At 70.6% G+C, this 12,773-nt stretch carries 10 protein-coding genes and 2 tRNA genes; 3 read left to right on the plus strand and 9 right to left on the minus strand.

Annotated elements, in window-relative coordinates; translation table 11 throughout:
• Positions 1 to 168: 168 nt before the first annotated feature.
• From OG507_RS13135 to leuS, 3 genes are all read right to left on the minus strand, one after another.
• Positions 169 to 1,014 (minus strand): DegV family protein, encoded by an 846-nt coding sequence (locus tag OG507_RS13135; RefSeq protein WP_327367376.1) that lies wholly within the window; start codon positions 1,012 to 1,014, stop codon positions 169 to 171.
• A gap of 109 nt (positions 1,015 to 1,123) precedes the next feature.
• Positions 1,124 to 1,855 (minus strand): hypothetical protein, encoded by a 732-nt coding sequence (locus tag OG507_RS13140; RefSeq protein ID WP_327367377.1) that lies wholly within the window; start codon positions 1,853 to 1,855, stop codon positions 1,124 to 1,126.
• A 178-nt stretch (positions 1,856 to 2,033) separates the two neighbouring features.
• A complete protein-coding gene (gene leuS, locus OG507_RS13145; protein WP_327367378.1) occupies positions 2,034 to 4,907 on the minus strand; it encodes a leucine--tRNA ligase in 2,874 nt (957 codons plus the stop codon).
• Between the two features lie 443 nt (positions 4,908 to 5,350).
• Here leuS and OG507_RS13150 point away from each other — a divergent pair, with 443 nt between their 5' ends.
• The gene (locus OG507_RS13150) at positions 5,351 to 6,583 is read left to right on the plus strand and encodes a hypothetical protein (RefSeq protein WP_327367379.1); all 1,233 of its coding nucleotides are present in this window, start codon (positions 5,351 to 5,353) and stop codon (positions 6,581 to 6,583) included.
• On the plus strand, positions 6,580 to 8,157 hold the full coding sequence (locus OG507_RS13155; RefSeq protein WP_327367380.1) for a ferredoxin: 1,578 nt from the start codon (positions 6,580 to 6,582) through the stop codon (positions 8,155 to 8,157). Before OG507_RS13150 ends, OG507_RS13155 begins: the two co-directional genes overlap by 4 nt.
• 60 nt (positions 8,158 to 8,217) lie before the next feature.
• On the opposite strand, the gene OG507_RS13160 is transcribed toward OG507_RS13155, so the two are convergent.
• From OG507_RS13160 to OG507_RS13170, 3 genes are all read right to left on the minus strand, one after another.
• Positions 8,218 to 8,290, minus strand: a tRNA-Ala gene (locus OG507_RS13160).
• A 154-nt stretch (positions 8,291 to 8,444) separates the two neighbouring features.
• Entirely contained in the window at positions 8,445 to 8,678 is a 234-nt protein-coding gene (locus OG507_RS13165) for a hypothetical protein (protein ID WP_015608461.1), read from the minus strand.
• 259 nt (positions 8,679 to 8,937) lie between these two features.
• A complete protein-coding gene (locus tag OG507_RS13170) occupies positions 8,938 to 10,389 on the minus strand; it encodes an MFS transporter (protein WP_327367381.1) in 1,452 nt (483 codons plus the stop codon).
• Positions 10,390 to 10,491: 102 nt separating this feature from the next.
• On the opposite strand from OG507_RS13170, the gene OG507_RS13175 reads away from it, so the two are divergent.
• Positions 10,492 to 11,415, plus strand: coding sequence for a helix-turn-helix transcriptional regulator (locus tag OG507_RS13175; RefSeq protein ID WP_327367382.1), 924 nt, complete (start codon positions 10,492 to 10,494; stop codon positions 11,413 to 11,415).
• A 20-nt stretch (positions 11,416 to 11,435) separates the two neighbouring features.
• On the opposite strand, the gene OG507_RS13180 is transcribed toward OG507_RS13175, so the two are convergent.
• The 3 genes from OG507_RS13180 to rsfS all read right to left on the minus strand — a co-directional run bounded on the left by OG507_RS13180 (position 11,436) and on the right by rsfS (position 12,721).
• Positions 11,436 to 11,508, minus strand: a tRNA-Ala gene (locus tag OG507_RS13180).
• Positions 11,509 to 11,639: 131 nt separating this feature from the next.
• Entirely contained in the window at positions 11,640 to 12,293 is a 654-nt protein-coding gene (locus tag OG507_RS13185; RefSeq protein WP_327371958.1) for a histidine phosphatase family protein, read from the minus strand.
• Complete coding sequence (gene rsfS, locus OG507_RS13190) at positions 12,290 to 12,721, minus strand: ribosome silencing factor (protein WP_266361561.1); 432 nt, start codon at positions 12,719 to 12,721, stop codon at positions 12,290 to 12,292. The genes OG507_RS13185 and rsfS overlap by 4 nt, the downstream gene beginning before the upstream one ends.
• Positions 12,722 to 12,773 lie beyond the last annotated feature (52 nt).

The following is a 12,773-nucleotide window of genomic DNA, read 5'->3' on the forward strand; positions in this document are numbered from 1 at the left end:
GCTGGTTGCACGATGTGATCGGGATGCCATGCCTCACGACGGTAGGCACATCTGCCCGAATCCGCTGAGCAGGCACAATTCCGGTGGACAACCGACCAGTTGTGGATAACTCGGCCACCTCGAAGGGTGAAACCCGAGAAGCCGAGAAGCAAGGTCGGCGAACCGGATTCAGCGCGGCGAGACCACTGCCCCGAGCAGACCGGGCCCGGTGTGCGCGCCGATCACCGCGCCCACCTCGCTGACATGCAGATCGACCAGACCCGGTACCCGCTCGCGCAGCCGCTCGGCGAGCCGCTCGGCCCGCTCGGGTGCCGCCAGGTGATGCACGGCGATGTCCACCCGGCCGCTGCCCGCCCGTTCCGCGACGATCTCCTCCAGGCGCGCGATCGCCTTCGAGGCCGTCCGTACCTTCTCCAGCAGTTCGATGCGGCCGCCCTCCAGCTGGAGCAGCGGCTTCACGGCGAGTGCCGATCCCAGCAGCGCCTGCGCGGCACCGATACGACCGCCGCGGCGCAGGTAGTCCAGCGTGTCGACATAGAAGTAGGCGGACGTGTCCGCTGACCGCTTCTCCGCGGCTGCGACGGCCTCGTCCAGGGTTTCGCCCGCCTCCACCGACTCCGCCGCCGCCAGGGCGCAGAATCCGAGGGCCATGGCGACCATCCCGGTGTCCACCACCCGTACCGGAACCGGTGCGTCCCTCGCCGCGAGCACAGCGGCGTCGTACGTACCCGAGATCTCGGCCGAGAGGTGCAGCGAGACGATGCCCGTGGCTCCGGCCTCGGCAGCCGCCCGGTACGCGGCGGCGAAGACCTCGGGGCTGGGCCGGGAGGTCGTCACGGGGCGTCGCTTCTGGAGCGCCACCGCGAGGGAGCGGGCCGAGATCTCGGTGCCGTCCTCCAGGGCCTGATCACCGAGGACGACGGTCAGCGGCACCGCGGTGATGCCATGCCGCTCCATCGCTTCGGGCGGCAGGTAGGCCGTGGAATCGGTGACGATCGCGACATGGCGGGACATGAGCGGGAGGTTACCTGGCGAGTCCGCAGCTCGGCAGTCCGACCCCGACCGAATGATCGCTCCCGATCGCTTCGGACCGCATCCCGTCGCTGCTGGTCATCGAAACGTCTCAGTTCGTCGTTTCGGGCCGAGCGGCCTTCTGCCACGGGTATTCGGTCTGCCGTCGCGGGTCGGGCGCCGTGATCGCCTGCGCCACATCGTCGACCGGCCCACGCCCCGGCCCATGCCCCTGCCCCGGGTCGTGCCCGTCGCCCCGCGGCTGCGGTTTCCCCTGCCCGCCGACCGGCTCGTCCGGCTCCACCGTCCAGTGCCGCAGCGCCCCGGCCTCCACGTCGATCTGCGCGTTCAGCGCGTCCAGATCGTCCTCGATGAACTGCCGCGCCCGGTCACGCGCGGCCCAGCGCAGCGAATCCGCGGAGTGTGTGATCCGCTCCGTGCGCTGCTTCAGGCCCGGCAGCAGCGAGGCGACCGTCGCACGGTCGGGCTCGCGCTCCAGTCTCTTGAGTTCGTCGTCCAGCTCGCGCCCGTGCGCGCTGAGCCGCTGGAAGAGGCCGAGCGACTCCGAGAGCGAGGCATCCTCGACGGCTCCCGTCTCCAGCGCCTCCTGCGTGGCCCGCATGGAGGTGCGCAGCGCGAGCCGCAGCTGTGCCAGCTCTCCGCCCACGCCGACCTGGCCGTAACTCTTCGCCCGCAGCGCGGTGTCCTCGACGGTGCGGCGCGCCTGGGTGATCGTACGGTCCACGCCCCTCTTCGCCGCGCCGACGGCCTTGACGGTCGCGTACACGCCCAGGGCCACGAACGCGAAAAAGAGCAACCCCAGAATCAGGATCACGGCTTCCATGAGCGCCCCTCGGATGTCGTTTCGGCTGCCGGGTGCCGGCCCCCCTCCACCGTAAACGGAAAGGGCAGGCCGAGGGTTCCTTCGGAACCCCCAACCTGCCCGTAGGGGAACGCCCCCACACCGCCGTACAGCAAGCGGCGATCGGACGACGACCGTCACACGGGGACGATCAGCACCGTCACGCCGGGACGATATTGACCAGCTTCGGCGCGCGCACGATCACCTTGCGGATCCCCGCACCGCCCAGCGCCGCGACGACGGCCGGGTCGGCCAGGGCCAGCGCCTCCAGGTCCTCGTCCGTGATCGACGGGGAGATCTCCAGGCGTGCCTTGACCTTGCCCTTGATCTGGACGACGCAGGTCACGGTCTCGTCGACGACGTACGCCGGGTCGGCGACCGGGAAGTCCTGGTGGACGACCGACTCCGTGTGGCCCAGCCGGCGCCACAGCTCCTCAGCGATGTGCGGCGCCAGCGGCGCCACCAGCAGCACCAGCGACTCGGCGACGCTCCGGGACAGCGGGCCGCCGGCCTTGGTCAGGTGGTTGTTCAGCTCGGTGACCTTGGCGATGGCGGTGTTGAAGCGCATCCCGGCCATGTCCTGGCCGACCCCGTCGATCGCCTTGTGCAGCGCCCGCAGCGTCTCGTCGCCCGGCTCCGTGTCGACGACGGTGACCTCACCGGTCTCCTCGTCCACGACGTTGCGCCACAGCCGCTGCAGCAGCCGGTACTGGCCGACGACGGCACGGGTGTCCCACGGACGCGACACGTCCAGGGGGCCCATCGCCATCTCGTACAGGCGCAGCGTGTCCGCACCGTACTCGGCGCAGATCTCGTCCGGCGTGACGGCGTTCTTCAGGGACTTGCCCATCTTGCCCAGGACGCGGCTGACCTTCTCGCCCTGGTAGTAGAACTTCCCGTCCTGCTCCTCGACCTCGGCCGCCGGGACCGCGATGCCGCGGCTGTCCCGGTAGACGAACGCCTGGATCATGCCCTGGTTGTACAGCTTGTGGAACGGCTCGGCGGACGAGATGTGTCCCAGGTCGTGCAGCACCTTGGACCAGAAGCGGGCGTACAGCAGGTGCAGTACGGCGTGCTCGGCACCGCCGACGTACAGGTCGACGCCGCCGGTCGGCTGCCCCTCGCGCGGGCCCATCCAGTACTGCTCGATCGCCGGGTCGACCAGCTGCCGGTCGTTGTTCGGGTCCAGGTAGCGCAGCTCGTACCAGCAGGAGCCCGCCCAGTTGGGCATGGTGTTGGTCTCGCGGCGGTACTTCCTTGGGCCGTTGCCGTCGCCCAGGTCCAGGGTGACGTTGACCCAGTCGGCGTTGCGGGACAGCGGGGTCTCGGGCTGGGTGTCGGCGTCCTCGGGGTCGAAGGTGCGCGGCGAGTAGTCGTCGACCTCCGGCAGCTCCAGGGGCAGCATCGACTCGGGCAGCGGGTGGGCGATGCCGTCCTCGTCGTACACGATCGGGAAGGGCTCGCCCCAGTAGCGCTGGCGGCTGAACAGCCAGTCGCGCAGCCGGAAGTTGACGGTGCCCTCACCGACGCCGTGCTCCTTCAGCCACTCGGTGATCTTCGCCTTGGCATCGACGACGCCCAGGCCGTCCAGCGAGATCTCGTCATTGGCGGAGTTGACCAGCTTCGCTTCGTACGAGCCGAAGGCGTCGTCCCACGTCGAGGGGTCCGTACCGCGGTCGTCCGACGGCTCGACGACGCAGCGCATCGGCAGCTCGAAGGCGCGCGCGAAGGCGAAGTCGCGCGCGTCGTGCGCCGGTACGGCCATGATCGCGCCGGTGCCGTACCCCATCAGGACGTAGTCGGCGATGAAGACGGGCACCTTCTCGCCGCTGACCGGGTTGGTCGCGTACGCGCCGGTGAAGACACCGGTCTTGTCCTTGGCCTCGGCCTGCCGCTCCACGTCGGACTTGGCGGCGGCCAGCTTGCGGTACGCGGTGACGGCCTCGGCCGGGGACGCGTACCCGCCGGTCCACACCGGGTGGGTGCCCTCGGGCCAGGCGGCCGGAGTGATCCGCTCCACCAGCTCGTGCTCGGGCGCCAGCACCATGTAGGTGGCACCGAACAGGGTGTCCTGACGGGTGGTGAAGACGGTGATGGCGTCGGCGCCGTCGACCGGGAAGTCGACGCGGGCGCCCTCGGAGCGGCCGATCCAGTTGCGCTGCTGCAGCTTGATGGCCTCGGGCCAGTCCAGCCCGTCCAGGTCGTTCAGCAGCCGGTCGGCGTAGGCGGTGATGCGCATGTTCCACTGGCGCAGCTTGGCCTTGAAGACGGGGAAGTTCCCGCGCTCGGAGCGGCCGTCGGCCGTCACCTCTTCGTTGGCCAGTACGGTGCCCAGGCCCGGCGACCAGTTGACCGGCGCGTCGGAGGCGTACGCCAGGCGGTAATCGCTCAGGATGTCCGCGCGCTCCTGGGCGCTCAGCGCGCTCCAGTCACGGCCGTCCGGGGTGGGGCGCGCACCGCTCTCGAACTGTGCGACCAGCTCGGCGATCGGGCGGGCCCGGTCGGCCTCGGTGTCGTACCAGGAGTTGAAGATCTGCAGGAAGATCCACTGGGTCCACTTGTAGTACTCCGACTCGATCGTGGCGAACGAGCGGCGCTTGTCGTGGCCCAGGCCCAGCCGGCGCAGCTGGGCGGTCATGTTCTCGATGTTGGCCTCGGTGGAAACCCGCGGGTGCGTACCGGTCTGCACGGCGTACTGCTCAGCGGGCAGGCCGAAGGCGTCGAAGCCCAGGGTGTGCAGCACGTTGTGCCCGGTCATCCGCTGGTGGCGGGCGAAGACATCGGTGGCGATGTAGCCCAGCGGGTGACCGACGTGCAGGCCCGCACCCGAGGGGTACGGGAACATGTCCATGATGAACTTCTTCGGCTTGGCGGCCAGTTCCGTATCGCCCGCCAGGTCACCGCTCGGATTCGGCGCCTCGTACGTGCCGTCGGCGTCCCAGAAGTCCTGCCAGCGTGCCTCGATGTCGGCGGCCATCGCCGCCGTGTAGCGGTGCGGCGCGGCCGTCTCGGCTGCGGAATTCGTCTCGCTCATGATCCTCAAAGCTCCATCGATCGTCATCTGCCGGCGCCCATGTCTACGGACACGCGTCTACGGAAACGAAAAATCCCCTCGCACAGGAGGGGACGCCGCGCCGATTCCGACCAGGCATTCTCACCGGTCGGGACTGTTCAGCGCGGCTCGCTAAGCAGAAGGCGTACGGCACGCATGGCGTCAGGGTACCGCAAGGTCCCGGAGCCGGGCCGTGCGCGGCCGGTCCGTGGACAGGGCGGCGGGAGCGGCCGTACGACGGAAACGTCCGGGAAGCGGGGGTTACTCCGCGTACCGACCTGTACCGGGGCAACCGATCAAAGCCCGTACTGGCTGGTATGGAGCGACTTAGCATGCCGCAACGGGACCGCTTTGCCGAACTATTCGGAGTTGCCCCCATGAACCCTCATCGCAAGATCCGCTCATCCCCCACCATGAGCCCGGGCATGAGTCGCCCCATGCAGGGCGGGCTGACCGTCGCCGTGCTGGTTCTCATCCCGCTGCTCGCCGTCGCAGGGAGCGACGACTTGCGCGCCACGCTCGACTTCACGACCGGTGTCCTGTCGCTGGTCTCCCTCACCGCCGCGGTGGGCTGGGGCCTGCTCGCCACCGACCGGCTGTTCCTCTCCTCACGGCAGCGGCTGCTCGCCCAGGGCGTCCACCGGACAGCTGCCGCCGCCTCGCTCGGCTTCCTGCTGCTCCATGTCACCGTGAAGGTGGCGCTCGGACATGTGGCGCTGATCGGCGCGCTCATACCCTTCGGCCTGGGCGTACGCGGGACGGCGGGGCTGATCGGCTTCGGCTCGCTGGCCGGACTGCTGATGGTGGTCGCCGCCGCGACCGGCGCACTGCGCAGCGCCTTTGCCGCCCCCAGCAGGATCGCGGGCCGCTGGCGCGCCCTGCACGCGCTGTCCTACCCGGCATGGTGCGCGGCGCTGGTGCACGGCCTGTACGCGGGCCGGCCGCCGGCCGCCTGGGTCGTGGTGCTGTACAGCCTGTGTCTGCTCGCGGTGGCCGGCGTCCTGTGTCTGCGCCTGCTCCCACCCGTGGCCAAGCGCCGGATCACCGGCCTGATCACCGCTCTGATCAGGCCGGACGTCTCCTCGGCCGAACCCGAACCGACGGCACGTGCGGCCTCGCCACCCGATGCGGAGGGTGTACTTCCGCTCGGTTTCGGAACGGGCCGGGAAGCATCGGGCCACGACGTCTTCGACGAGGGGCTGCGCGCCACCCCGTTGCCGTCGTCCTTCGAGCGCCCCCGCACCGCCCTCTCCGCCCCTGCCCCGCCGTTGTACGAGGCCCCGCCACGCGGCTCCGACCGCCTGCGGACGGACCCGGCCACGGATACGGACATGGGCACGTTCGCGGCGGGCTCCGGCGCGTCCACCGCCCCCTGGGGCCCCGGCCCCGGGATCGCCGCCGCCTACCGCGCGGTCTCCCTGGCCGCCGGATCCTCGGTTCCGGCCCCCGGGCAGAGCTCGCAGCAAGCGGCGGGCCGGTGGCCCACACCGTCCCCCGCACCACCGGCACAGGCACTGCGCCCCCTGCCCGACCCCCCGACCACACCCGCTCCCGTGCAGCAATCGCACCCCTCCTACGAACCCACACCCCCGCCGGGGCCGCTCTATCCGCCCCCGGCCGGCGAACCCTGGCACGCACCCGCAGGAGACCGACCGTGAACATCCCCCTCCCCGACGTCCCCGAAGTCCGCGTCGTCGGCCTCCCCCAGCTCACCACCGGCTTCGACCTGGTCGAGCGGCTGGACCTCACCATGCACCTGAAGGTGCACGGGCCGCTGGAACCGATGACCGGCGAGCGCCTGGCCGAGCTCGCCGAGACCATCTCGCTGCGCGGCCGCGGCGGTGCCGGATTCCCGTTCGGGAGGAAACTGCGGGCGGTCGCAAAGGCCTCCATACGACGCGGTGTACGTCCCGTCGTCGTGATCAACGGCAGCGAGGGCGAGCCCGCCTGCCGCAAGGACACCGTGCTGCTCAACCGCGCCCCGCACCTCATCCTGGACGGCGCACTCCTGGCGGCCGAGGCGCTGGGCGCCCGTACGCTGATCGTGGCCGTCACCCGTAACTCCACGGAGATCTCCGTACGCGCCGCCCTCGCCGAGCGCGGTCTGTCCGACCGGCGTGGCCAGCAGTTGCGCGCCCGGGTGGTGCGCACCCCCGAGCGAATGGTCTCCGGCGAGGCCTCGGCGGTCATCCGGGCGGCGGGCGGCGGCCCCGCCCTGCCGCCCGGCCGCCGTGAGCGCGCCGCCGAGTCCGGGGTCTCGGGCGCCCCGACCCTGCTGTCGAACGCGGAGACGTACGCACAGCTCGCCGTCGCGGCCCGGATCGGCGCCCGCCGCTACGGGCACACCGGCCTGCCCAGCGAGCCCGGCACCGTACTGCTCACCCTCTCCGGAGCCGTCTCGCGCCCGATGGTCATCGAGGTGCCCACAGGTGTGCCGCTGCGGTACGTCCTCCAGCTGGCCGGTGCGCCGCCGTTGCCGCAGGGCGTGCTGACCGGCGGCTACCACGGCAACTGGATCGACGCGATGGCCTCGCACGACGCCGTGATCTCCCGGGAGTCCCTGGCCGCGGCCGGGGGCGCGCTGGGAGCGGGAGCGATCCTGCCGATCGGCCCCGAGAGCTGCCCGCTCGGCGAGTCCCTGCGGGTGGCGAACTGGCTCGCCGCCGAGACCGCGGGCCAGTGCGGCCCCTGCAAGCTGGGCCTGCCGGCGGCGGCGGGCGGGCTGTCCGACGTGTTGAACGGGGGCGGGCCCGCGGCCCTGGAGGCGCTGCGCGAGGTGACCCGGGCGGTGAAGGGCCGGGGTGCGTGCAAGCATCCGGACGGCTCGGCACGCTTTCTGGCCTCGACGCTGTCCGCCTTCACGGACGACCTGGCGGCCCATGTCCTGGACGGCGGCTGCGGCCGCGAGACGCTCGGCGTCCTGCCCCTTCCCGGACCCGGCCAAGAGGGCCTGGAGGAGTCCATTCCCAGTGGCGGACGGCTCGCGGTGGACTGGACGCTCTGCCAGGGCCACGGCCTGTGCGCGGACATCGCCCCCGAACTGATCAGACTGGGCCCGGACGGCTACCCGGCGCTCGCGGACGCAGAGGTTCCGATGCATCTGAGGGGGCGCGCGCAGCGCGCCGTGCGCCGGTGTCCCGCGCTGGCGCTGCGCATCGAGCAGGAGGCGGCGGAGCGCCCCGCGCTGCCGCCGGTCACCGGCCGGAAGGCTCTTGGCAGCGGCCGTAATTGACGTACGTACACAAGAAGCGGGTCATCCGGTGAGGATGACCCGCTTCTTGTTTCTTCACTGTGGAGCTAAGGAGAATTGAACTCCTGACCTCCTGCATGCCATGCAGGCGCTCTACCAACTGAGCTATAGCCCCGTGCTGTGCGCCGCCCGGTTCCCCGCGGCGACATCGAGAACATTACCGGTGACCCCGCCACTCCACCAAATCGTTTCCCGTCTGCACCGCTCTGACCGATTTTGCTGTATCTCGACCAGTGCCGATGGGGCGGTTCAAGAAGTGACGAAAGGGTTCACGCGGTGGCGAAGGAGTAGAAGCGCTTGAGCGTGCAGTGTTCCTCCAGCAGCCGCCCGTAGATCGGCTCCCCCTCGAGCTCCCGGTAGGTCTCGATCGGGTCGCCCTTTATGATCAGCGCCCGCGCACACTCCTCGCACCAGTACTGGTACTCCGGATTGATCGGATCCATGTCCCTGACGATCGGCGTACCACTGCCGCACCAGTCGCATTTCCGCCTGTGTGCACCCATGGGTCAGCTCCGGCTTTGGCCGCGGGCGGTACACACGCAGGGGACTGCGCCGTTCTCACCGAGCACTGGGGCCGCATGGGGTGGGCCATCGGCGGGATGACCGTCGCGGACAGGACATTCGGGAACAAGGGGCAGGTCCGGGACCTCGTGGCGGCTCGCAGGCATCGCGCGCTCCCTCCCGTTCGGTCCGTCGCCCCCTCCGGCGTTCCGATTCTGCCATGACCCCGCAAGGGGGTCAGCCCGCCGGACATCCGGCCGGTCACCGGCGCCGCATGAGACCCGCCGAAGCACCCGCCAGCGCGGCCACCGACAACGCCAGAGCGCATGCCCACAGGGCCTGCCCCGACCCCTGCGCCCCTGGCGAATCAAGGCGGTTGAGATAGAGCGTGCCGAATGCCGCGACACCGATCAGCTGGCCGAGCTGGGTGACGGTCACCAGCACACCGCTCGCATCAGCCGCGTCCTTGGGACGTACGTTCGCCAGTGCCCCGGTGAGAGTGGGACTGAAGCCCAGTGCCATGCCGCTGCCCATCACCGCGAAGACCGCGTAGAGCCAGGGCCCGCCGTCGCCGCCGCCCCGCATCAGCAGCCCGAGAGCCACGGAGCCGATGGCCACCAGGGCGAACCCGGCGGGAACCAGGACCCCTTGGAGCCGCGCGGGCCATCGGCGCCAGGTCAGCCCGATCGCACCGAATACCAGCGCGGTCGGTGCGAACATGAGCCCCGCGCGCAGCGCCGAGTAACCCAGACCGCCCTGGACGTGCAGCGTCATCGCGAAGAGAAAGCCCGCATTGATCGCCATCACCAGAAGAATCCGCAGCGCCGCCCGCGCGATTCCCGGGATGCGCAGCACTCGGAGCGCGATCAGGGGCGCACCACCGCGCGCGGCCAGCCGTGACTCGTACCCGGCGAACCCGGCGAAAAGCCCCGCGGACGCGATCAGGCAGACCCAGGACCAGACCGGCCAGTCCAACTCCTGCCCGAGCACCAGGGGGACGGTGAGCAGGGTGACCGCGGCGGCGAGCATCACCAGCCCCGGCAGGTCGAGCCCGCGGGCCCTCTCCCGAGCCCTGGCGGCCCCCGTGCGCGGCTCGCCGGGCAGTACGCGGATGCCGAGCGCCAGCAGAGCCAGCCCGATGGGTACGTTGACCAGGAAGACCGGCCGCCAGCCCGCGCCGAACAGATCGGCGCTGACCAGGACCCCGCCGGCCACCTGTCCGGCAGCCGCGCCGGTGGCGAGCACCGCGCTGTAGGCACCGAGCGCCCGCACCCGTGCCTCGCCGGTGAAGTGGTGCTGGATGAGGCTGAGTACCTGCGGAATCATCACCGCCGCGCCCGCCCCCTGGACCAGCCGGAAGGCGATCAACTGCCCGGTTCCCGCGGCGAGTCCGCAGGCCAGCGAGGCGGTGGTGAAGACGGCGAGTCCGGCCAGATGGGCCCGGCCGTGTCCGAGCAGAGCGCCGAGCCTGACGCCGGTGATGAGCAGCACGGCGTACGTGATGGTGTAGCCGGCCACGACGAGCTGCAACCCGGCCCCGGAGGCACCGAGTTCGCTCCGGATCGTCGGGGCGGCGACGTTGACGATGAAGATGTCGAGCAGTGCCATGAACTGGGCCGCGAGCACCAGGGCGAGCACTCTCCCGGGACGTTTGTCAGTGCCGGCGTCTTTACTGGTCGTGGAACGTGGAGCTGTCTCGGAGGTCGTCGTCATGGCATCGAGCCTGACTCCGGCCTGATACGGGTAACGAGAGCCCGTTGATGCTGGTACCGACAGCACCTGGCAACTCCCCTGCGAGGCGCGGACGATGGGGGTGTGACAACGGTGACGGCACATCACCAGCACCGGCGGCGTCCGGAGCTCGCGGCCTTTCTGCGCAACCGCCGCGCGCGGGTGACGCCCGCCGATGTGGGCATGGCGCCCGGACTGCGCCGCCGCACCCCGGGCCTGCGCCGCGAGGAGGTGGCACAGCTCTCCGGCGTCGGCGTCACCTGGTACACCTGGCTGGAACAGGGCCGTCCGATCAACGCGTCGCCGCAGGTCCTGGACGCCGTGGCGCGCACCCTCCGGCTGGACGCACCGGAGCGCGAACACCTCTACCACCTGGCGGAGGTCGCCTACGCCCCGGGCAGACAGGCCGACGCGATAGAGGTGGGGCCGGAGATCCAGGGCATCATCGACGCGCTCGATCCGCACCCCGCCGTGGTCTACAACACCCGGTACGACATCCTGGCCACCAACCCCGCCTACCGCGACCTGTTCGGCATCCGCGACACGGGGGAACCAGGCATACGCAATGTGCTGTGGACGCTGTTCACGGCGTCCGAGGAGGCCTGTCCCGTCGTCCACCCGGCCCAGGAGCTGCCGATCATGGTGGCGACGCTGCGGGGCGCTTATGGGCGCCATACGGGCGAGCCCACCTGGGAGTCGTTCGTCGAACAGCTCTCGGCCGCCAGTCCGTACTTCGCCGAGCTGTGGCGCAGCGGGGATGTCGCCCCGCCGGGGCCGCGGGTGAAGACCTTCCGGCACTGGGCGGCGACCGACGAGATACGGATGACCTCGGTGTCGCTGTCCGTCAATGGACTGCCGGAGTGCCGCATCGTGGTCTACACCCCGGCCGACGAGGCGAGCGGGAAACAGGTGGCGGCACTGCGCCGCCACCGCCGGAAAGAACGCCACCAGGGGGAGCGCCTCCCGGGGAAACGTCTCCCGGAGGAGCGCAAAGATCCCGCCCCCTGATGGGGACGGGATCTCGATTGTGGAGCTAAGGAGAATTGAACTCCTGACCTCCTGCATGCCATGCAGGCGCTCTACCAACTGAGCTATAGCCCCGCTGTTCGCCGTGTTTCCCTGCGTTTCCGCGCTGCGAACAAGAAGAACTTTAGCCTGTGACCAGCCGGAAAGTGAAATCCGGCCGACGCCGCCCGGAGGTCGCCTCCGGGCGTTCCCGGGCCCGGGCGCTCCTACGTGTCGTCGCCGAGCACCGGCTCCGGCAGCGTGCCGGCGTTGTGCTCCAGCAGGCGCCAGCCGCGCGCGCCCTCGCCCAGCACCGACCAGCAGCAGTTGGAGAGCCCACCGAGCCCTTCCCAGTGGTGCGCCTCCAGGCCCAGCAGCCGACCAATGGTGGTGCGGATGGTGCCGCCGTGGCTGACCACGACGAGCGTGCCGTTCTCGGGCAGCTTGTCGGCGTGTCCGAGTACGACCGGGGCGGCCCGGTCGGCGACTTCGGTCTCCAGCTCACCGCCGCCGCGGCGCACGGGCTCGCCGCGCTTCCACGCGGCGTACTGCTCGCCGTACTGCCCGACGATCTCCTCGTGGGTGAGGCCCTGCCAGGCACCCGCGTAGGTTTCACGCAGTCCCGCGTCGTGTCCGACTTCGAGGCCGGTGATCGCGGCGAGCTCGGCGGCCGTGGCCGCCGCCCGCTGCAGATCGGAGGCGACGATCGCATCCGGCTTCAGCGAGGCGAGCAGCCGGGCGGCCCGCTGGGCCTGCCCGACGCCGGCCTCGGTGAGCGCGATGTCCGTCGACCCCTGGAACCGGCGCTCCAGATTCCATGCCGTCTGGCCGTGCCGCCAGAGGACGATCCTGCGGCCTCTGCCGCTTTTGCTGCCGTTCAGCTCTGCTCACCTTCCGTGCTGCCGGTGAGCTGGGCGTGCTCCGCGGCCTTGCCCCGGGTCTTGACGGCGTCCTCGGGGAGTGCGATCTCGGGGCAGTCCTTCCAGAGGCGCTCAAGCGCGTAGAAGACCCGCTCCTCGCTGTGCTGGACGTGGATGACGATGTCGACGTAGTCGAGGAGGATCCAGCGCGCGTCGCGGTCGCCCTCACGGCGTACCGGCTTGGCGCCGAGCTCCTTCTGGAGCCGCTCCTCGATCTCGTCGACGATCGACTTGACCTGGCGGTCGTTGGGGGCCGAAGCCAGCAGGAAGGCGTCTGTGATCGACAGCACGTCGCTGACGTCGTACGCGATGATGTCGTGCGCGAGCCGGTCGGCGGCCGCCTGAGCGGCGGCGTTGATGAGCTCGATGGAGCGGTCCGTGGCGGTCACAAGCAGGCTTTCGTCGGCGGTCAGATCAACCTCTAGGGTCTCACGGACCGCC

The sequence above is a fragment of the Streptomyces sp. NBC_01217 genome (assembly GCF_035994185.1).
Lineage (GTDB): Bacteria > Actinomycetota > Actinomycetes > Streptomycetales > Streptomycetaceae > Streptomyces.

Bases quoted from the DNA above. Each gene is read 5' to 3' on its own strand.
- leuS (WP_327367378.1), bottom strand. From the start codon at position 4,907: ATGAGCGAGACGAATTCCGCAGCCGAGACGGCCGCGCCGCACCGCTAC.
- OG507_RS13140 (WP_327367377.1), bottom strand. From the start codon at position 1,855: ATGGAAGCCGTGATCCTGATTCTGGGGTTGCTCTTTTTCGCGTTCGTG.
- OG507_RS13170 (WP_327367381.1), bottom strand. From the start codon at position 10,389: ATGACGACGACCTCCGAGACAGCTCCACGTTCCACGACCAGTAAAGAC.
- OG507_RS13135 (WP_327367376.1), bottom strand. From the start codon at position 1,014: ATGTCCCGCCATGTCGCGATCGTCACCGATTCCACGGCCTACCTGCCG.
- OG507_RS13165 (WP_015608461.1), bottom strand. From the start codon at position 8,678: ATGGGTGCACACAGGCGGAAATGCGACTGGTGCGGCAGTGGTACGCCG.
- OG507_RS13150 (WP_327367379.1), top strand. From the start codon at position 5,351: ATGAGTCGCCCCATGCAGGGCGGGCTGACCGTCGCCGTGCTGGTTCTC.